Below are 18,360 nucleotides of genomic sequence, written 5' to 3'. Positions count from 1 at the left end.
TGCGTTGTGTTTTGTCGTTTTTTGCAAATATTAAAGTAGCTAAAACTTCGCACTAAGTGTTGCACTTATGCTTCTTAGCTTTCCTATTTGGTGTTGTCGCGCTCCTGCTGTTGTGAGGTATCCATAGGAATCATACAATGTATTTGTCGCATTCATCACGCTTAGTGAGAGTGTTAGATACTTGCTAAATTCTGCCCTTGCACCGAAATTAAACAGCGCGTAAGGTGCTTGAGAATATTTATGCGTTTCAGAAAAATATATACGAGAATAAAACGATAGAGAGGCATTTAGAAAAATATTTGCTATTTTGCTACGCCAAATAATCGTATCTATGTTTGCATTTAGGCTAAATTTTGGCAAAAACTGCACTTGCATTCCGCCCAAATTTTGCCCTGTGCGTGGCACGCGTGTGCCTTTGGCATATCTTGCATCAATGTAGGCAAAATTTAGCATAAAAAAGCTATCACGCAAAAAGTATAATTTCCCCTCAAACTCAAATCCGTGCGAGATTTGATTGCCTAGATTTCCTATCGCACTAAGAGGTGGGGTATCATTGATTAACACATTCCATTGTTGATTTTTCGTGTAGAGTAAAAAATAATCCGCATTTATATAGATTCTATCTTGCCAAAAAAATCCCTTGTAGCCGATTTCTGCGGTGTAGTTTGTCTCTGGCTTAAAATAATTGCTATAACCTTGAGAAAAAATCGCATTTGGGAATCCACCTGTTTTAAACCCACGCGAAGCAGAAATGTAAAATTTATGGTCATTAAAGAGATTGTATGACAGTGCACTTCTTAGGCTGTAATTGTGAAAATCTACTTTGCTAGAGAAGCTATTTACGCTATTGGTGCTTGTCGCGCCTTTTGTGTAGTTTATGTGGTTATTGTTGTATTGGTAGCGCACACCTAGACTTATCTCAAAGTTTGCTGGCAAAATGATTTTGTGGTCGCTAAAAATTGCTAACGCAAAGTTTTTTAGCGCGTTATTATCGCCTAGCCTAGTGCTATCTTTGACAAAATGATGTCTAAAATCACTATATTGAAAAAAACGCTCCATAAAGAGAGGTTGAGTTATTTGCATAAGTTTGGGTGATTTTTAGCTCATCACTAAACTGCATTTGGTTTTCTTCCCAAGTGCTACCAAAGTTTGTGATTGGCATTTGTCTATCTTGCACGCTAAAGACATTTCTTAGATTGATATTTTCGCTTTGGTAGCCTGCCTTTAGGGCGTAGGTTTGGATAGTGCGATAAATACTTGGCACACCATAAGTGCCAAAATTATGCGTAAGATTATCTTTGCTTGTTAGCTCGCTATCGCTTAGGTAGAAAAAGTCGTGATTTGTGCTTTTGTCAAAAAAATAATCTAAACCCGCATAATATTTGCCATCATCATAAGAAAGCGAAGCGCGAGCTAGATTTGAGCTAGAAGTATCGGCTTTTGCCCCTGTTTGTGAGTCTTTTACTTGTCCTAAAAAATCGCTATGCTTAAAACTTAGCTTGGCATATAATTTGTCCTTTATGATACTCCCGCTTGCGCTACCCATAACGGTTCTATCAAGATTGCCAAAAGTTGTGCTTAGCGTTGCTTTGGTTTTGTTGCTAATGAAGTTTGAATTTATAGATATTATTCCTGCTTGGGCATTTTCGCCATAGAGTGTGCCACTCATTCCTTTAAAAATTTCGACATTTTCTACATCTAGCAATTCTTGATTGATAAAGAAAATATCTTGTGGGACACCATCGACATATAGCCGCATACTAGGACTATAATAATAGCTTGTATGCAATCCCCTAAAAGTGATACTTGGATACGCGCTACCGCCTGAATTTGTGATATAAAGTCCAGAGAACACTTGGCTTAAATCTTTTGAATTTTGGATATTTAGCTTTTGGAGTGCTTCCCCGCTGACAGAAGCGATATTGTTATTTTCATCAAAAATCTCTCTTTGAGATTTTGCTGTGCTATAAGTGGTTACTCTTTCTAAAGTGTGCGTTTCTATGTTGTCATTTTTTGAGTCGTTTTTGGGTGCTCTTATGAAGTCATCGCTAAGGTGTGGATTTTGTAGGTTGTGGTTTGTATCGGTGGTAGTTTGCCCTAGAGCAGAATCTGCCAAATCTACTTCTTTATCCACTTCTTTTGTGGAATCATTCTTAGTTGAGTCGTTTTTGGCAGAATTATTTTGTGTAAAATCCTGCATAAAATCTTGCTTAGATTTTTGTGGGATTAGAGAATTATCGCCCCCCCCCCCCCCGCAACTAAATTGCTTGCGAGTAGGTTATTTGCAGTAAGTGCGGTAGAAAAAATCGCTACAAACATAGCAGAACTCATAAGTTTTGTGATGTTTGGGGCTTGTTTTGTGCTTTGTGAAGTCTTTTTGAGAGAAGTTTTTTGGGTGCTATTATTTGTGAGGAGAGACATTTGGTATCCTTAAATTTATGCAAAAGCATAAAGATATAAAGCGCGAATTATTATGTTTTCTAGCTTAAAAATTTATAAATTTTCACAAAAAATGCAAATAATTTTCACAATCTCTTAAAATCCAGCACATAATGAGAAAAACGCAAAAATATACACAAAAATACCAATTTTGCATTTTTGTGTATATTTTTGCACTATTGCTTGTGGTTTTATTTTTGTGCTTTTGCTTTAGTCTATTTAATTACTTTTGCAATAGTGAGTTATTGTGTATTTTGGACAACCTCATTTGATGATAGCGCGTTTGGTATATTTGGCGAGGTTAGCTTCCCACCAAATGCCTTATACAGCACGATTATGGCATTTACTTGGGCAAATTTTGCTTCATCAAGGCTTTGATATGCGTTTAGAAATGTGTTTTCTTGGCTAAGGTAAGTGTCCTCATTTTGCATTCCCAGCGTGTAGCTATTGTGTGCAGTGTCGATTAGCTCTTTTGAGATAGCAAAACTTTGCATTTGTGCTTTTAAGGAATCTTTTGCGGTATTTACTTGTGTTAGTGCGTTTTCGACTTCGCCTAGTGCAGTGCGGAGAGTGTTTTCTAGCGTGTAGTAGGCTTGTTTTGTAGATTCTTTTTGGATTTTGTAGTCTTTGGTAAGCGTTGCGCGGTTTAGTAGCGGGGCAGTAAGCGAGCTTGTAATCTGCCAAATAAGACTGCCCGCCCCCCTTGTAGAATATAAAATCTGTCCCAAACTCCCACCAAGCGAGATAGTGGGGAAAAGCGCGGCTTTTTTGGAATCTTTTAGCATAATTTGCGCATTTAGCGTGGCAATGCTTGATTTTACATCTTCTCTATTTAACAAAATCTCTTGAGGAAGCTCTGATATAATAGGGATTTTTGCTTCGCTAAATTCCACCACCTCCTCACTTTGGATTATTTCATCTAAAATCGCAGAATCTAAGCTATTTAGTAGCACCAAAAGAGCGTTTCTTGTCTGCTCTTCTTGTAGCTTTAGGGCGTTTAGATTGGATTTGGCAGTAGAGAGTGAGCTTACAAGCGGGCTAAGGGTAGAAATATCTAGCAAGCCTAGCTCGTATTTTTCCCTTGAAAGAGATAGGATTCTCTCATTATTTTGCAGGATTTGCTCGGCTCGAAGTCGCGCATTGTGTGTTTTTATAAGCGTGTAGTAGTTGGTAGCTATTTCGCCTATTAGGCTTACCTTTGCGGCTTCTAGGTTTGAGATAGTGGCAAGGTATTGATATTTTTGAGATTTGCGCAGTGAGTTTAGTTTGCCAAACAAATCAATCTCCCACGATAGCGATAGATTGGCATTTAGTGTGTTTTGATTGTAGTTTATTTGGTATCTGCTGTAATTTCCGCTTGAAAAATTATGCCCCATATTAAATGATAGCTTAGGTAGCATATTTGCATTTGCAAGCCCTAGAGATTCCCTTGCTTGGGCGATTTGAGAAGTAAGCGTTAGGATATTTGTGTTGTTTTGTAGTGCGGTTTGGAGCAAGGATTTTAGTCTATTATCATTGATGAGGAAAAGCAGGCTTTCGACATAGTCTAAGCCATTATCGCTTTTTTGTGCGCTTACGTCTTGTTTGGTGCTATCTTTTTTGGCATTGGTATGTGGGAGTGCCACTTCGCCTTTTAGGGTGTTGCGTAGATTTTCTCCAAGTGATATTTCTTTGCCTACGCGCTCGCTATTGTATGGCTTTGCACAAGCCCCAAACTCCAATGCGACAAATCCTAGCACAGCTAGTGCTAAAAGCATCTCGCCTAGCGCACTACAAAATCGCAAGAATCCTAAAAACCTCATTTTACACATTCCTTAAATCCATTTTGGAAATCACATTTTGATTTTACTTCGCACACTATTATTTGGCACACTATTATTTGGCACACCAAAAGTCAAAAGCAAAGCCAAAACACCCAAAAGCAAAAGAATGCTAAAAAAGCTAAAAGATTCTTGCCGCCAAAATCTAGCTAGATTCCTAGCATAAACTTTTTACGCAAACTCTTTTAACAAAAGCTTTTGGGTATCCATTATGCCTATCCCCTTATTTAGCGTGTCATTAGCGATGTCTTGGGCTTCTTTGAGTGAGTGCATTTGATATGTGCCACATTGAAATTTATTTGCCTCTGGAATTTTATCGGTTCGCAAAATATCTTTCATACTCGCCTCCCACGCTTCTTTGACGCTCTCATCACTAGGTGTGCCAATCACGCTCATATAAAATCCCGTGCGACAACCCATAGGCGAAATATCGATGATTTCGACATTTGGTGTGTTTAAATGCTCTCGCATAAACCCTGCAAAAAGGTGCTCTAGCGTGTGAATCCCGCGCTCGCTCAAAATCTCTTCATTTGGCTTGCAAAAACGCAAGTCAAACACGCAAACTTTGTCGCCCTTTGGCGTTTCCATAGTCTTAGCAAGCCGCACAGCAGGGGCTGGCATAATGGTGTGGTCTACCTTAAAACTATCTAATAACGGCATAGATTCTCCTTTAGAGTTAAGTGTGAAATAAAGAAAGAATCTTAGTAAAATTTGCATTATAGTTTGCTAAAGTGAAAGCAATGTGAAAAAAATATTGCAAAATTCTTGCTACAATATAAAACTTTGTTTGACAAAAACCAACAAAGAATTGACAAAGCAAAGACAACTCTAAAGCAAAAGAATCAAAGCCAAAGACAACTTTAAGGAGAGATTTTGCAACCCGATGACATAGTAAAATCCTTTAGGAAAATCCAAAGCTATCTCTATGAGCTAACAGGAATCCACCTAGAGAACAACTCTAAACAAACGATGATGAAAAATCGCCTAGATTCCCTCACTCGCAATCCTATCTTTAGCCACGCCCAAAGTGTGCAAGATATTTTAGACATCGCTAGCCAAAACGCTCAAGCTAGACAGCTTTTTATCAATGCTTTTACCACAAACAAAACCGACTTTTTCCGCGAAAAAGTGCATTTCCAAGATATGCTTGATAGAGCGATGCCACAGCTATTTAATAGCCATTTTCGTATCAAAATCTATTGTGCTGCTTCCTCCACAGGCGAAGAGCCATACTCTATTGCAGCCACCGCACTTTATGCCAAAGAAATCTACCGCTCATCAAGCGATATAGAAATTATCGCCACAGATATTGACACCAAAGTCTTGCAGCTTGCAAAAGAAGGGATTTTCACTTTCAATCCAAAGCTACACTTGCCAAATTGGGTAAATATGGAAAAATACTTTGACACTATATGTGAAAATCCAAACGGCACGCTACAAATCCAAGCAAAACCAGAGCTAAAATCTATGCTAAAATTTCAAAACCTAAATCTTTTTGATGAGAAATATCCCTTTGGCAAAAACGACTTTGATATAATTTTTTGTCGCAATATTTTGATTTATTTCAAAATCGCCGACCAAGAAAAAATACTTCACAAACTTTTTGCGCATCTAAAGATGGGTGGGACATTTTATCTAGGACACGCTGAAGACTTGCTAGGGCTAAAGGACAAAGTCGAGCGACTAGGCAACAAAACCTACATAAAGATAAAAGAATAACGACTTCAACAAAAGAGAGTGATATGATAGAGAGTCCAAAGATAAAAAACTTGCAAGAAAAGCTCCACCCCGATGCGTTTTTGAAGTCCCAGCCCTCGCCCATAGGACGAGAAAAGCTCGTAGTCATAGGCTCTTCCACAGGCGGCCCCCAAGCCCTAGAAGTAGTGCTTAGCGCACTCCCAGCAGGCGCAAACTTGCCACCTATACTCATCGTCCAGCATACACAAGAGGGGTTTTCAAAGTCCCTCGCACTTCGCCTAGATACCAAATCCAAAATCACAGTAAGCGAGCTAGACAAAAAAGAGATTCTAAAGCACGATTGTGCTTATATCGCCAAAGCAGGTATGCAGCTAAAAATCGGCTGTGAAGCGGGCAAATACTATGCTAGCCCTTGTGAAGGTCCTAGAATCTCTCGTCATCTGCCAAGCGTGGATATACTTTTCCGCGCAGCTAATAACGCTGCAGGGAGAAGCGCACTAGGGATAATCCTCACAGGTATGGGCGATGATGGCTCTATCGGCATAAAAGAGCTACACAAAAACGGCGCATATACAATCGCCCAAGATGAAGCCACTTGCACGGTGTTTGGTATGCCAAAGCAAGCAATCGAAGCAGGCGCAGTCGATGAAGTAGTCGCACTGCAAAATATCGCAGGCAAAATCATAGCCTATGCCGAAGATAGACTACCACACAAAAAGAAGATAGAAATAGATGATGAGAGCAATGAATACCACATTTAGAGAGTTTTGATTTTTGTGGTTTTTGTGGCTTTAGATGATTTTGCTTTTTTATATTTTGCGTTGTGTTTCAAAATATTTTAAAATTATTTTGTGATGATTTTGTTTGGTTGTTTGAAGCAATGCTTGAAGTAATTAGCTAAGGTTAAGTTTGTTATATTGAGGCTTCGTAAGAAACCAAAATATATCTACTTGATTTTTGCTTTAGATACTTGGCTACGCTTAAGATAACAAATACCAGATTTTGCCTACTCTTTTTCTGTTGTCATATTGAGGACAAGCAAAATATCTCAAAGAATCATACAAGATTGCAAAAAGCATAGAAAAAGGCATAGATTTGTAAAAATCTATTTGAAAGTTATTTGTCATACTTAAGGTTTGTGCCAAACCTTAAGTATGACAAACTAATTTGGTTTGCTATTTCAAAAACCCACTCCCCAAATGATAAAATTCTAGCGGAGGTGTTTGCGACTTTAAAAGCTCCCTCCCTTAGAGTAACCGTGTTTGACTCTCTTAAAGCCCCCTCCCTCTGCGGAGGGGGGTTTGGGGGCGTGTTGATTCCCATCATTGCGAGCGAAACGAGCGTGGCAATCTATAACTCAAAGAAAAAGATATGGATTGCTACGCAAATGCTAACGCATTTGTTCGCAATGACGGGAATCAACCCATACTAAACCTCAAAATAACGAAAGCTTCTTTAGAAGCAAGGCAAAGCCGAAGTTCTTTAAAAAGCCTTTCTGTTTTTTTTGGCAAAACAAACAAAGCGCAGTTTCTTTAGAAAATCTCTCAAAAACAGAAAAAAACCAACCATAGCAAATCACCACGATACAAAAATGCACAAAAAAAGCCAAAATCCAAACTCAAATAAGTTTTGGATTTTGGCTTAGCACCTTTTAGCCTAGCGTTTTCAAGCTAGCGATTTTAGAATCTACGATTTTTAGCTCACGATTCTTATAAGGCTTTTAGGATTTTCATTTGGCGATTTTTGTTTGGCAATCTTTGCCTAACGATTCTTGGCGATTCTTGGCGATTCTTGACTTTTTAGATTTTGCCAAAATCGCCCTAAACTCACGCCACCCTATTGATTTACTCGCCACTGATTTTACCCTAGATTTATTTGCCTTGATAGACTTGTCTTGGGCGAGTGATTCTAGCGTGTGGGTTTTTGATATGCTCAATTAGCTGTGCACACCACCCCGGCATTCTCCCTAGCACAAATATCGGTGTAAATAGCGTTGTGGGGATTTTTAGCGCGGTTAGAATGATTCCACTATAAAAATCCACATTTGGATACAATCCGCGCTCTTTGAAGTAGTCATCACTTAGCGCGACTTCCTCTAGACGCTCGGCTATATCACTAAGTTTTGCATTCATTTTTATGCCCTTTTTGTCAAGCTCATTTTTTAGGCTTTTTATCGCTTTTGCGCGTGGGTCATAGCTTTTATAGACACGATGCCCAAAGCCCATTAGCCTAAATGGGTCGTTTTTGTCCTTTGCTTTTGCGACAAATTTTTCGACATTTTTGACATCGCCGATTTGGGCTAGCTGGGTTAGCACTGCTTCGTTTGCCCCACCGTGTGCTGGTCCCCATAGCGCGTTTATCCCTGAAGCGATAGCCGCATAAGGATGCACACCTGTGGAAGCGACATTGCGCACGGTAGTGGTAGAAGCGTTTTGCCCGTGGTCAGCGTGCAAGATAAGGATTTTATCTAGGGCTTCTACCTCAAGCGGTGTAGTTTCTAGCTCGCCTTTTGTGGTGTGCTTAAACCTGCCGTGTGGATACGCCCTAAGCATATATAAGAAATTCTCCACATAGCTTTTACTCACATCTGGGTCGATAAAAGGCGCACCCACAGAATTGCGATAGCAAAACGCTATCATCGTTGGGATTTTGGCGATTATGCGATTTGCCATTGTTTGGTAGTCGTCCTCATCGTCCATTTCTTTGTGGTCGTGATATAGCGTAGCTAGCACAGAGACAAGCGCGCAAAGTGTCGCCATAGGGTGTGCAGCATCTGGAAATACGCTAAAGATTCCCTTTAGTCGCTCGTGCAAAAAGCTCCTATGCCTTAGCTCCAAGTCAAACTCTGCTGATTGTGCTTTGTCTTTGGGTAGCTCGCCACTGATGAGTAGCTTGCAAATGTCGGTGAATTTGTATTTTTCTACCAAGTCTTGTATGGCTTGCCCACGATAAAGTAGCTCGCCGTCCTTGCCATTTACATAGCTGATAGTAGAGGTGCAGCCCGCTGTGCTACCATAGCCCGGGTCATAAGAAAATATCCCCGTAGTCTCAAAAAGTTTGGAGAAATTTATCGCTTTTGGTCCGCGAGTGCACTCTATGAGGTCAAAATCATAGCTTTGCTTGGTTTCGTTGTTGGTGAGAGTGATTGTTCCCATTTTGTATCCTTTTTCAAGTAAATTTACAGAATCTAGCTTCATTCTGCATAAGCTAGAATAACACGATTTTGCTATTTAAGTAAATTTTTGTTTAACTTTTTGTGAAGTTTTCTACCCAAATGTGCAAAATCGTAACCAAATGCCTAAAAATCGCTTGCACTAAAATTTTACCATAAACATTGATTTTACTTCTACATAGATTTATGCAGATTCTAATTTCTACAAAAATGCGATTTGATTTTGCGCAATTTTTTAAACTTTTTTGCAAAATTTTGGTGTGATTTTTGCGAAAAAATTTTTGCGTAAAAATTTCCGCAAGATTTCTCACGGATTTTTTTTACAGATTTTTACAGATTTTCAAGCACCAAGCGAAACAAAGAGTATTCATTTTGCAGTGATTTTCGCAAAGCCCTCCACTCTTTGCAGTGCTTTTCTACTAGATTCCAAAACCTGTGCGAGTGGTTTTTATGAACGATATGAGCTAGCTCGTGAATTATCACATAGTCTATCTGTGGCTTGCTAGCACAGATAAGCAAAAGCGAGAAACTTAGGCGATTTTGCGTGCAGCTCCCAAAGCGCGTAAATGTCTCTCTCACAGCGACTTTGCTATATTCTAGCTGCATTTGCCTAGCAAGTGCTTGTGCGCGCTCTTTTATATGACACAGCAGGATAAAGCTAAGCATTTGTTTTGTGGTTTTTAGTTTGGGTGGCTTTGTGGCAGGACTTGGAGCGAGATTTAGAGTAGGATTTGAAGCGAAATCGCTTTTGTGCATTTGGGCTAAAAAGTCTTGTGCTATTGGTGCTAGGCTTTGCTCCTCTATCCATTCCCCAAAAAGCAAGATTTTGCCTCCGTGTGAGTGAAGTAGCTCATCTGTCTTTGCTATCTGGGCTTCATATCTCGCACAAGTTTTAGCTATCCATTCTTTGTGCTTTTGGCAAAAGTCCATTATGTCTTTTGGCTTTGCTTTTGGTGGGTGGCTTACCTCTATTTTTATCACGCTTTTTTGCCATTTTTTCTTACTTGGCAGCCCGATACAAATACGCAAATTTTGTGATTTGGGCTTTTTTTTGAGGTGGATTTTGTATCCATCAAAGATTAAAAACTCCTCACTCTCTCTAGAATCAAACTCCCCATTAGAATCGACACTAAATAGATTGCGCTCGTTGTAGTTAAGTAGATTTAGTTTTTTATTAAACAGCATAAAACCTCTTTGTGCTATTGTGCGTTATTGCGTTTGTTTGCAAAATCTTAAGGCTTCTATTTATAAGACTTTTGGTAAAATTATCAACTCCAAATCCCAACACTAGACAAACAAAAGCACTGCAAAAACACCTTTTGCAAATCTAGCCACCAAAACCTAACACCATAAAGGACAAAAATGAAAATCCTACTCCTAGAAGACATAAAAGGACTTGGCAAAAAAGGCGAAATCCACGAAGTCAAAGACGGCTATGGACAAAACTTCCTAATCGCAAAAGGCAAAGCAAAGCCCGCCACAAACGAAGTGATAAACAAATACAAAGCCGAGCAAAAAAACCTAGCCGAAGCAAAAGCCCTAGAATCTGCCGAGCGAAAGCAGCTAGCAAACGCCCTAGAAGAAGTCAAACTCACCATAGCCAAAAAGGCAAATAATGGCGCACTCTTTGGCTCTATCACAAAAGATGAAATCGCCCAAACCCTAGCAAAACAGCACCGCATAGAAATAGACAAAAAACACATAGAAATCAAAAACCCCTTAAAGCAAGTCGGGGATTTTGTCGTGGAAGTCAAGCTAGGAGAGGGCGTAAATGCAAAGCTAAAACTCCAAATCATAGAGCAATAGCACAAGCACAAAATGATACAAGTAATGTAGTGGTGCAAAAAGCACAAACCAAAATCTAAAAACAAAAGGAATAAAATGTTTCGCGCGACAACAATACTAGGCTATCTTGGCGAGTATAATGGCAAAATCCACGCAATCATCGGTGGCGATGGGCAAGTGAGCTTTGGCAACTGCGTGCTAAAAGGCAATGCCACCAAAATCCGCACGCTTTATAATGGGCAGATTTTGAGCGGATTTGCAGGAAGCACAGCCGATGCGTTTAGCCTATTTGAGAGCTTTGAGAGAATCTTGGAGGGCAAAAAGGGGGATTTGGTGCGCTCTGTGGTGGAGTTTGCAAAGCTATGGCGAAGCGATAAATACTTGCGCAAACTTGAAGCGATGATGATAGTGCTAAACACACAAAAAATCTATATCCTAAGCGGTAGTGGCGATGTGCTAGAGCCACAAGATAACAAAATCGCAGCTATCGGTAGCGGTGGCAACTACGCGCTAAGCGCGGCTAGAGCACTTGATAGACACGCCAGCATAGAGCCAAAGCTCCTAGTGCAAGAATCCCTAAAAATCGCTAGCGAGCTGTGTATCTACACAAATGATAATATTAAGATTTTGGAGCTAGAAAATGACAAATGAATCAACTCAAACAAACAACACAAACAACGAACATATCAAGCAAATGACACCTAAGCAAATAGTAGATTTTCTAGATGAATACATAATCGGGCAAAGTGAAGCAAAAAAGGCAATAGCTATCGCGCTAAGAAATCGCTACCGCCGAATGAAACTCCCAAAAGAAATCCAAGAAGAAATCACGCCCAAAAATATCCTAATGATAGGCTCAACAGGTGTAGGCAAAACAGAAATCGCACGGCGAATGGCAAAGGTAATGCACTTGCCATTTGTCAAAGTAGAAGCAAGCAAATACACCGAAGTGGGCTTTGTAGGGCGCGATGTAGAATCTATGGTGCGGGATTTGGTAAATGCTAGTGTCGCACTTGTCCAAAAAGAATACCAAAGCAAAAATGAGCAACAAATCGCTGATTATATCGTGGATAAAATCACGCGCTCACTCCTCCCACCACTCCCTAGTAGCGTAAGCGAGGACAAAAAGCGCGAGTATGAGATAAGTTTCGCAAAAATGCGCCAAAAAGTCATCAAAGGCGAAAATGACCATCTAAAAATCGACATAGAAATCACCAAAAGAGGCGAGCTAAACGACTTAGAAAATGGTATGCCCCCAGACATAATCAAAGTGCAAGAATCCATAATCAAAGTGCTAAACCGAAGCGAAAGTATCAAAAAAACACTCACCATAAAAGAAGCAAAAGAAGCCCTAAAAGCCGAAGCGGAGGAAAACTCACTTGATATGGAAGCAATCAAACAAGAGGGGCTAAAAAGGGCAGAATCTAGCGGTGTGATATTTATCGATGAAATCGACAAAATCGCTACCTCTAGCAAAGACTCAAAAACCGACCCAAGCAAAGAGGGCGTGCAACGCGACTTGCTACCTATCATTGAGGGGAGCAATGTCGGCACAAAATTTGGCAACATAAAAACAGATTATATTTTGTTTGTCGCAGCGGGAGCGTTTCATCTAAGTAAGCCAAGCGATTTGATTCCAGAGCTTCAGGGGAGATTTCCCATACGCGTGGAGCTAGACGCCCTAAACGAAGAAGCAATGCTAAAAATCCTAACCCAGCCCAAAAACTCCCTAATCACTCAATACCAACACCTACTAAGCGTAGAGGGAGTGGAGCTAGAGTTTGACAAGCAAGCCTTGCAAGCCCTAGCACACTTTGCCTACCTAGCAAACCAGAAAACAGAGGACATAGGAGCTAGACGGCTACACACCGTGCTAGAGCGCGTGCTAGAGGACATAAGCTTTAGCGCAGATGAGTATGCCAAAGAAAATCCAAAAGTAAAAATCACTAAAGCCCTAATCGAGCAAAAACTATCAAACCTCGTAGAAAACGCTGATATGTCGCGCTATATTTTGTAGGCATTGTGCAGGCGTTGCTAGGCATTGTAAGTAAATTTTGGATTCTCACAGATGAGCTATTACAAATCTAAGATTTTGCGAATTTAAGATTTTGGCAAGTGATTTTTGCGTAGGCATATAAAGGCAGATAAAAGCAAGGTAGCAATGGCAAAGATAGAGGAAAAATATAGCAAAGGCAAACGATTCTAAAGCAGGCAAAAATCAAAAAGCAAAGTCAAAATCACAAAACTTAAGGAAGCAAATGCGCTCATATTTCTCTACAAATCTTAGCGAGGAAGCACTAAAATCCCGCGTAGCAAAAGAGTTTTTTGCGGAGTTTTCGTGCGAGCCATTTGGCAAAGTGGATTTTTGCATAAGCTATCGCAATGCCACGCTTTTTGAGTCGCTACAATTCCTTTGGGCAGAGGCAAAAGCAGGGGATAAAAGCGATATTTATGAGTCCTTTGTCCAGCTAATTTTAACCATTGGCAAGGCAGATTTGTATGAAAATCTTTTGCCACCTGCGTTTTTGGGCGCGTTTGATTGCGCCAAAATCGCATTTGTAGAATACCACGAGATTATGAGCGTTTTTTCCCAAAGTGATTTTAATTGGAATGTCGCTCCAAGTGATTACACCACCAAAGAATTTAAAGAGCTATACGCCAAAATCAAGCATTTGCTAGAATCAAAAAGCCTTGTTTTTGACTACGCAAAAGACAAAACAGAGCTAAAAAACTTCATCGCGCAAAACTTCACCCTTAGCAACAAAAATCTATCCAAAATCCCAATTACCAAAAACAACTTCATACGAATCTATATCAAATGGCTAACTTGTGTAAAGCCCAGCATAAGCATTGATTGGGAAGCAGAAAAGCCAGAGATTTTGGACTCTGATTTTTATCTAGCAGATTTGCTAAGCTATCAAAACACCACCAAAGAGATTTTTGAAAATCTTAGAATCCTGCTAGATAAAGACCATTATAGAATCGCTTTGGAGAAGCTACGAAGTGGCAGGCTAAACATTAGCGAAGTGTTTTTCAAAGACACCCAAAAAGCGCATAGCAAGTTTTGGAATCTCTATGAGCGACCACCCAAAGAGGAGTTTTGGGGCTATATCATAGAGCGCAGAGATTTGCTAGTCCCCCAAGACATACGCGAGCGCAAGGGGGCGTTTTTCACGCCAAGCATTTGGGTGGAAAAAGCCCAAGACTACCTAGCAGACGCGCTAGGGGAGGATTGGCAAGAGGAGTATTACATTTGGGATTGTGCAGCAGGCACAGGGAATCTCCTAGCAAACCTTAGCAACAAATATCATATATTTGCTAGCACGCTAGATAAAAGCGATGTAGAGATAATCAAAGAGAGGATAAAAAACGGCGCAAATCTATGTGAGGAGCATATTTTTGCCTTTGATTTTCTAAATGATGAGCTATTTGACAAAGTCGATGAAAAAGGCAATGTTTTAGCACAATCAAAGCTGCCAAAATCCCTGCAAGAGATTTTGCGCGATGAGTCCAAAAGACAAAGGCTAGTGATTTTTATCAATCCTCCGTATGCGGAAGCGGGCAGTAGAAAGCAAGCGACAAAAACAGGCACAACCAAAGAAAGAGTAGCAAGAGATAACAAAATCAGTGAAATCTACAAAAAAGAATTAGGCAAAGCAAATAATGAGCTTTTCGCACAATTTTTTATAAGAATTTACAAAGAAATTCCAAACTGCATTTTGGCAAGTTTTTCAACGCTAAAATATGTAAATTCCACGAATTTTATAAAGTTTAGAGAGAGTTTCCAAGCAAAGTTTTTAAAAGGTTTTATGTGCCCAGCGGATTCGTTTGATAATGTCAAAGGGCAGTTTCCTATCGGCTTTTTGATATGGGATTTGGCACAAAAGATACCTATCAAACAAGTAAAACTAGACACATTTGAATCTAGCAACAAAATAATATGCAAAAAAAGATTTTACGCAAGCAAAAAGGCAAGCATAAATAAATGGCTAGCAAAATTCTTTAGCGACAAAGATGAGCAAATCGGGGTTTTAATGGCAGATGCCCCAGATTTTCAAAACAATAACCACATAGCTTTCATAAATGAAATTGGCATAGCGCACTTGCTCTATAAAAAAATAATTCCGCAAAATTTGATTCCTTTTTGTGTGTATTTTTCTGTGCGCCTAGCTATAAAATCCTCGTGGATAAACAATAGAGACCAATTCATATCTCCAAATGATAAATGGCAACAAGATAGCGAGTTTCAAAATGACTGCATAGCGTTCGCGCTTTTTCACGGACAAAACAGAATCACAATCAAAAATGGCACAAACCACTTTATCCCTTTTAGTGAAAAAGAAGTAAATGCAAAATCTAGCTTTACCTCGCACTTTATGAATGACTTTATCAATGGCAAAATAAAAATAGAGAGTGAAATAAAGCAAAAAGAATGCTTCAAAGACTTGTGCGTAGAAAAGCAGAATTTTATCCCCACAAAGCCACTAGATTTTAGCCCACAAGCACAAGAAGTGCTAAGCGCAGGGCGTGAGCTATGGCGATACTACCACGAAGTAGCAAGTGATAAATCCTCCCCACAAAGCCTTGCAAACCCATACTCCCCCTACAATGCAAATGCAAGCCTTTATGACATAAAGGAGTTTTTCAAAGGGCGGAATGAAAAAAACACCCTAAATCTAAAGAGCAAAGATGAGCACTTCAACTCGCTTATGGCTTCACTAAACCAAGCCCTACAAAATCTAGCAAAAAAGCTAGAGAGCAAAATCTATGAATATGGATTTTTAGAAGAATAGATTTTTGGCTCAATCCAAAACCGCCTACAAAAAATGAAAGAAGCACCAAAATCCACAATGCAAAATCAGCAAACCACAAAATCGCTAAATCTGCAAAAGCTAGAAACGCAAAATCAAGTAACAGCAGAGACTAAAGAGCAAAATCAAGTAACAAAAGCGGGGTTTGTCGCACTCATAGGACGACCAAATGCAGGAAAATCAAGCCTGCTAAACGCCCTAAGTGGCGAGAAACTAGCCCTAGTCTCTCACAAAGCAAACGCCACTAGAAGCACTATGCACTTTATTATCCCCCACACCACGAAGCAGGGACAAAACTGCCAAATCGTATTTATAGACACCCCGGGCATACACAAGCGCGAAAAACTACTAAATCAGTTTATGCTAAAATCCGCGCTAAAAGCAATGGAGGAGTGCGATATTTGCGCTTTTATGTGTGCTTTTGGTGATGACTTGAAGCACTATGAGGAGTTTTTGGAGATTTATCCACAAAAGCACATTATCATCATTAGCAAGATAGACTATGCAAGCAATGAAAAACTAGCCAAATATCTCGCTAGATTTAGCCCTTTTAGCGATAGATTTTATGCCCTCGTGCCAATAAGTGTCAAAAAAAACATAAACTTAGAGAATCTACTAGAATCTATTTGCACGCATTTGCCACACTCTCCAGCACTATATGATGAGGATATGCTTACCACCCATACAAGTAGGCAAATCGCAAAAGAAGCGATAAGAGAAGCGATATTTAGCCTATGTAGTGATGAGATTCCTTATGAGAGTGAAGTAGAGATTCTCTCTTTTGTAGAATCGCCTACAAACGCGCAAAACGCACACAAAGCCACACCCATAACCCACATAAACGCCAGCATACTCGTATCCAAACAAAGCCAAAAGCTAATCGTAGTAGGCAAAAATGGCAACTCTATAAAACGCATAAGCACATACGCACGCCACAAAATAGAAGAAATCCTAGCCCAAAAAATCTTTTTGAATCTAAGTGTCATCGTCCGCAAAGAGTGGGCAAAAAGCAAAAAAGATTTACAAAGATTAGGCTATAATTTCGACTTATGATTTTTGCGAACCTTACCTAAGCGATTGTGCGAAAATCACGCACAAATCTAAGCAAAACACTAGGCAAACAAAGGACAAAAATGCCACAAAAAATATCAAACAAAATATCAAAAAATACACCTTATCATTTGTCTTGCCATTTATCTATTTTTTCTACATTTTCTACTTTTTTTCGTGCTTTTTTTGCTAGCTTTTTATACACTTTTTTTACCTCTTTTAGCTTTGCATTGTTTGTTAGATTTTGCGCATCTTTGCTTGGATTATTTAGATTTTGTCTAGCTGTTTTTAGTTTTGGAAGTGTGGCGAGTCTGTGTCGCAAGGTTTTGTGCTTTTTGGTAGTGATTTTGGCGTTTGGGGATTTTGCTTTGGCACTTGATAAAGACGCCACTAGACTTATCCAAACCTACCGCACACAAGGCATAGAAAAAACCGCCACCCTACTAGAGCAATACTTGCAAAGAAAAGATTTTTGGGCTTCTATGCTTCAAGACAAAGATACGGATTTTGGGTATTTTGAGGGATATGAGTATTTGTTTGTCTCAAACAAATCCGCACCAAACCTATCACTATACAAAATCACAAATGGAAATCTAAGGCTGATTAGACAACTATCCGCACTTGTCGGCAAGGGCAAAGGCGACAAGCGCGTGCAAGGCGACCTAACCACCCCTATCGGTGCGTATGACTTCACAGGCAAGCTCACAGGGCTACCGCCATACTACGGACCGCTAGCCTACGCCACAGACTACCCAAACAACTACGACAAAGCCCTAAAGCGCACAGGTGGAGGGATATGGATACACGGCTTGCCACTTGATGGCAACAGAGAGGAGCTAAACACGCGCGGCTGTATAGCCATAGACAACGCGGTGCTAAGCGATTTTGGCAAAATGGTGGATTATAAAAAAGCTATGCTTATCACTTATGAGGGCGAGCTAGCAAAGCCTAGCAAAGATGACTTAGCCACACTTCTAGCCGCGCTATATCAGTGGCGCGAAGCGTGGAAAAAAAACAATCTAAACGCGTATCTAGCATTCTATCACAAGGACTTTATGCGTATCGATGGCAGTAAGCTAAATGCCTTTAAGGCACAAAAAAAGCAAGTCTTTGCCAAGCAAGAGCAAAAAGACATAATCCTTAGCAATATCTCTGTCGTCCCCTACCCCAATGACGAAAAGCGCGTAATGTTTCGCGTGAGCTTCCAGCAAGACTACAAAGCCTACAAAAACGGCAAAATCAGCTACTCATCAAACCACTACAAAATCCTATATGTATCTTATGAAAATGGCAAAATGCAAATCCTAACCGAACGATAAAACACGCAAAAATCACATAAAGAAAAACGATGAAAAACAAAACGGAGCAAAATCTAAAGCATATTTTGGCACAAAATCTAGCAAAGTTTTTTGTGTCAGAGTTTTTTACGATAAAGCCTTTTGCTTCAGCTTCTTTTGAATCAAAGTTTTTTGCTTTAAAAGCCTTTGCAAAAAGCAAAACGAAGATTTTGCTAGCGCGTTTTTTACCAAAGGCATTTTTGCCTGCCAAGTATTTTTGGCAAACTTTCAAGCAAATTTTTAGACAA

At 39.8% G+C, this 18,360-nt stretch carries 18 protein-coding genes; 9 read left to right on the top strand and 9 right to left on the bottom strand.

Going from position 1 to position 18,360, the window contains the following annotated elements:
• Positions 1–39 precede the first annotated feature (39 nt).
• From HMPREF2086_RS03440 to luxS, 5 genes are all read right to left on the bottom strand, one after another.
• The gene (locus tag HMPREF2086_RS03440) at positions 40–1,059 is read right to left on the bottom strand and encodes a TonB-dependent receptor domain-containing protein (protein ID WP_023927382.1); all 1,020 of its coding nucleotides are present in this window, start codon (positions 1,057–1,059) and stop codon (positions 40–42) included.
• Complete coding sequence (locus HMPREF2086_RS03435; protein ID WP_023927381.1) at positions 1,037–2,200, bottom strand: TonB-dependent receptor plug domain-containing protein; 1,164 nt, start codon at positions 2,198–2,200, stop codon at positions 1,037–1,039. The genes HMPREF2086_RS03440 and HMPREF2086_RS03435 overlap by 23 nt, the downstream gene beginning before the upstream one ends.
• Positions 2,201–2,226: 26 nt before the next feature.
• Positions 2,227–2,421 carry a hypothetical protein gene (locus HMPREF2086_RS03430; RefSeq protein WP_023927380.1) on the bottom strand — a complete coding sequence of 65 codons (195 nt, stop codon included), beginning with the start codon at positions 2,419–2,421 and terminating at the stop codon, positions 2,227–2,229.
• Positions 2,422–2,681: 260 nt separating this feature from the next.
• Positions 2,682–4,241: a TolC family protein gene (locus HMPREF2086_RS03425; RefSeq protein ID WP_023927379.1), complete on the bottom strand. Its 1,560-nt coding sequence runs from the start codon at positions 4,239–4,241 to the stop codon at positions 2,682–2,684.
• Positions 4,242–4,430: 189 nt separating this feature from the next.
• Complete coding sequence (gene luxS / locus HMPREF2086_RS03420) at positions 4,431–4,919, bottom strand: S-ribosylhomocysteine lyase (RefSeq protein ID WP_023927378.1); 489 nt, start codon at positions 4,917–4,919, stop codon at positions 4,431–4,433.
• A 213-nt stretch (positions 4,920–5,132) separates the two neighbouring features.
• Here luxS and HMPREF2086_RS03415 point away from each other — a divergent pair, with 213 nt between their 5' ends.
• The 3 genes from HMPREF2086_RS03415 to HMPREF2086_RS03405 all read left to right on the top strand — a co-directional run bounded on the left by HMPREF2086_RS03415 (position 5,133) and on the right by HMPREF2086_RS03405 (position 7,389).
• Positions 5,133–5,978 carry a CheR family methyltransferase gene (locus HMPREF2086_RS03415; protein WP_023927377.1) on the top strand — a complete coding sequence of 282 codons (846 nt, stop codon included), beginning with the start codon at positions 5,133–5,135 and terminating at the stop codon, positions 5,976–5,978.
• Positions 5,979–6,001: 23 nt separating this feature from the next.
• A complete protein-coding gene (locus HMPREF2086_RS03410; RefSeq protein ID WP_023927376.1) occupies positions 6,002–6,718 on the top strand; it encodes a CheB methylesterase domain-containing protein in 717 nt (238 codons plus the stop codon).
• A gap of 377 nt (positions 6,719–7,095) precedes the next feature.
• Positions 7,096–7,389, top strand: a complete 294-nt coding sequence (locus tag HMPREF2086_RS03405) for a hypothetical protein (protein ID WP_034560304.1) — start codon at positions 7,096–7,098, stop codon at positions 7,387–7,389.
• 297 nt (positions 7,390–7,686) lie between these two features.
• Here the strand turns inward: HMPREF2086_RS03405 and HMPREF2086_RS12320 are convergent, their stop codons facing one another.
• The 3 genes from HMPREF2086_RS12320 to HMPREF2086_RS10685 form a co-directional block, all read right to left on the bottom strand.
• A complete protein-coding gene (locus tag HMPREF2086_RS12320) occupies positions 7,687–7,812 on the bottom strand; it encodes a hypothetical protein (RefSeq protein ID WP_267902070.1) in 126 nt (41 codons plus the stop codon).
• 16 nt (positions 7,813–7,828) lie between these two features.
• Positions 7,829–9,112, bottom strand: coding sequence for a citrate synthase (locus tag HMPREF2086_RS03400; protein ID WP_023927375.1), 1,284 nt, complete (start codon positions 9,110–9,112; stop codon positions 7,829–7,831).
• A gap of 347 nt (positions 9,113–9,459) precedes the next feature.
• Positions 9,460–10,314 (bottom strand): M48 family metallopeptidase, encoded by an 855-nt coding sequence (locus HMPREF2086_RS10685; protein ID WP_023927374.1) that lies wholly within the window; start codon positions 10,312–10,314, stop codon positions 9,460–9,462.
• Between the two features lie 177 nt (positions 10,315–10,491).
• Here HMPREF2086_RS10685 and rplI point away from each other — a divergent pair, with 177 nt between their 5' ends.
• The 5 genes from rplI to era all read left to right on the top strand — a co-directional run bounded on the left by rplI (position 10,492) and on the right by era (position 16,778).
• Complete coding sequence (gene rplI, locus HMPREF2086_RS03385; protein ID WP_023927373.1) at positions 10,492–10,935, top strand: 50S ribosomal protein L9; 444 nt, start codon at positions 10,492–10,494, stop codon at positions 10,933–10,935.
• A 75-nt stretch (positions 10,936–11,010) separates the two neighbouring features.
• Positions 11,011–11,565, top strand: coding sequence for an ATP-dependent protease subunit HslV (gene hslV / locus HMPREF2086_RS03380; protein WP_023927372.1), 555 nt, complete (start codon positions 11,011–11,013; stop codon positions 11,563–11,565).
• A 43-nt stretch (positions 11,566–11,608) separates the two neighbouring features.
• The gene (hslU, locus tag HMPREF2086_RS03375; RefSeq protein WP_034560874.1) at positions 11,609–12,931 is read left to right on the top strand and encodes an HslU--HslV peptidase ATPase subunit; all 1,323 of its coding nucleotides are present in this window, start codon (positions 11,609–11,611) and stop codon (positions 12,929–12,931) included.
• A 241-nt stretch (positions 12,932–13,172) separates the two neighbouring features.
• Complete coding sequence (locus HMPREF2086_RS03370) at positions 13,173–15,707, top strand: hypothetical protein (RefSeq protein WP_023927370.1); 2,535 nt, start codon at positions 13,173–13,175, stop codon at positions 15,705–15,707.
• A 33-nt stretch (positions 15,708–15,740) separates the two neighbouring features.
• Positions 15,741–16,778, top strand: coding sequence for a GTPase Era (era, locus tag HMPREF2086_RS03365; protein ID WP_023927369.1), 1,038 nt, complete (start codon positions 15,741–15,743; stop codon positions 16,776–16,778).
• A 124-nt stretch (positions 16,779–16,902) separates the two neighbouring features.
• On the opposite strand, the gene HMPREF2086_RS11460 is transcribed toward era, so the two are convergent.
• The gene (locus tag HMPREF2086_RS11460) at positions 16,903–17,166 is read right to left on the bottom strand and encodes a hypothetical protein (protein ID WP_148374466.1); all 264 of its coding nucleotides are present in this window, start codon (positions 17,164–17,166) and stop codon (positions 16,903–16,905) included.
• Between HMPREF2086_RS11460 and HMPREF2086_RS03360 the strand changes: the two genes are divergently transcribed.
• Positions 17,144–18,094: a L,D-transpeptidase family protein gene (locus HMPREF2086_RS03360; RefSeq protein ID WP_051397640.1), complete on the top strand. Its 951-nt coding sequence runs from the start codon at positions 17,144–17,146 to the stop codon at positions 18,092–18,094. The two genes, HMPREF2086_RS11460 and HMPREF2086_RS03360, sit on opposite strands and share 23 nt — an antisense overlap.
• The last annotated feature ends 266 nt before the right edge of the window (positions 18,095–18,360 follow it).

Origin of the sequence: Helicobacter macacae MIT 99-5501, from assembly GCF_000507845.1 — a bacterium.
GTDB classification, from domain to species: Bacteria; Campylobacterota; Campylobacteria; order Campylobacterales; family Helicobacteraceae; genus Helicobacter_B; species Helicobacter_B macacae.
The sequence above is the reverse complement of the archived record's forward strand: the minus strand, read 5'-3'. Positions and strand labels throughout refer to the sequence as shown.

Bases quoted from the DNA above. Each gene is read 5' to 3' on its own strand.
- HMPREF2086_RS03400 (WP_023927375.1), bottom strand. From the start codon at position 9,112: ATGGGAACAATCACTCTCACCAACAACGAAACCAAGCAAAGCTATGAT.
- HMPREF2086_RS10685 (WP_023927374.1), bottom strand. From the start codon at position 10,314: ATGCTGTTTAATAAAAAACTAAATCTACTTAACTACAACGAGCGCAAT.
- era (WP_023927369.1), top strand. From the start codon at position 15,741: ATGAAAGAAGCACCAAAATCCACAATGCAAAATCAGCAAACCACAAAA.
- HMPREF2086_RS03370 (WP_023927370.1), top strand. From the start codon at position 13,173: ATGCGCTCATATTTCTCTACAAATCTTAGCGAGGAAGCACTAAAATCC.
- HMPREF2086_RS03410 (WP_023927376.1), top strand. From the start codon at position 6,002: ATGATAGAGAGTCCAAAGATAAAAAACTTGCAAGAAAAGCTCCACCCC.
- luxS (WP_023927378.1), bottom strand. From the start codon at position 4,919: ATGCCGTTATTAGATAGTTTTAAGGTAGACCACACCATTATGCCAGCC.
- HMPREF2086_RS03425 (WP_023927379.1), bottom strand. From the start codon at position 4,241: ATGAGGTTTTTAGGATTCTTGCGATTTTGTAGTGCGCTAGGCGAGATG.
- HMPREF2086_RS03440 (WP_023927382.1), bottom strand. From the start codon at position 1,059: ATGGAGCGTTTTTTTCAATATAGTGATTTTAGACATCATTTTGTCAAA.
- hslU (WP_034560874.1), top strand. From the start codon at position 11,609: ATGACACCTAAGCAAATAGTAGATTTTCTAGATGAATACATAATCGGG.
- hslV (WP_023927372.1), top strand. From the start codon at position 11,011: ATGTTTCGCGCGACAACAATACTAGGCTATCTTGGCGAGTATAATGGC.
- rplI (WP_023927373.1), top strand. From the start codon at position 10,492: ATGAAAATCCTACTCCTAGAAGACATAAAAGGACTTGGCAAAAAAGGC.
- HMPREF2086_RS03435 (WP_023927381.1), bottom strand. From the start codon at position 2,200: ATGCAGGATTTTACACAAAATAATTCTGCCAAAAACGACTCAACTAAG.
- HMPREF2086_RS03430 (WP_023927380.1), bottom strand. From the start codon at position 2,421: ATGTCTCTCCTCACAAATAATAGCACCCAAAAAACTTCTCTCAAAAAG.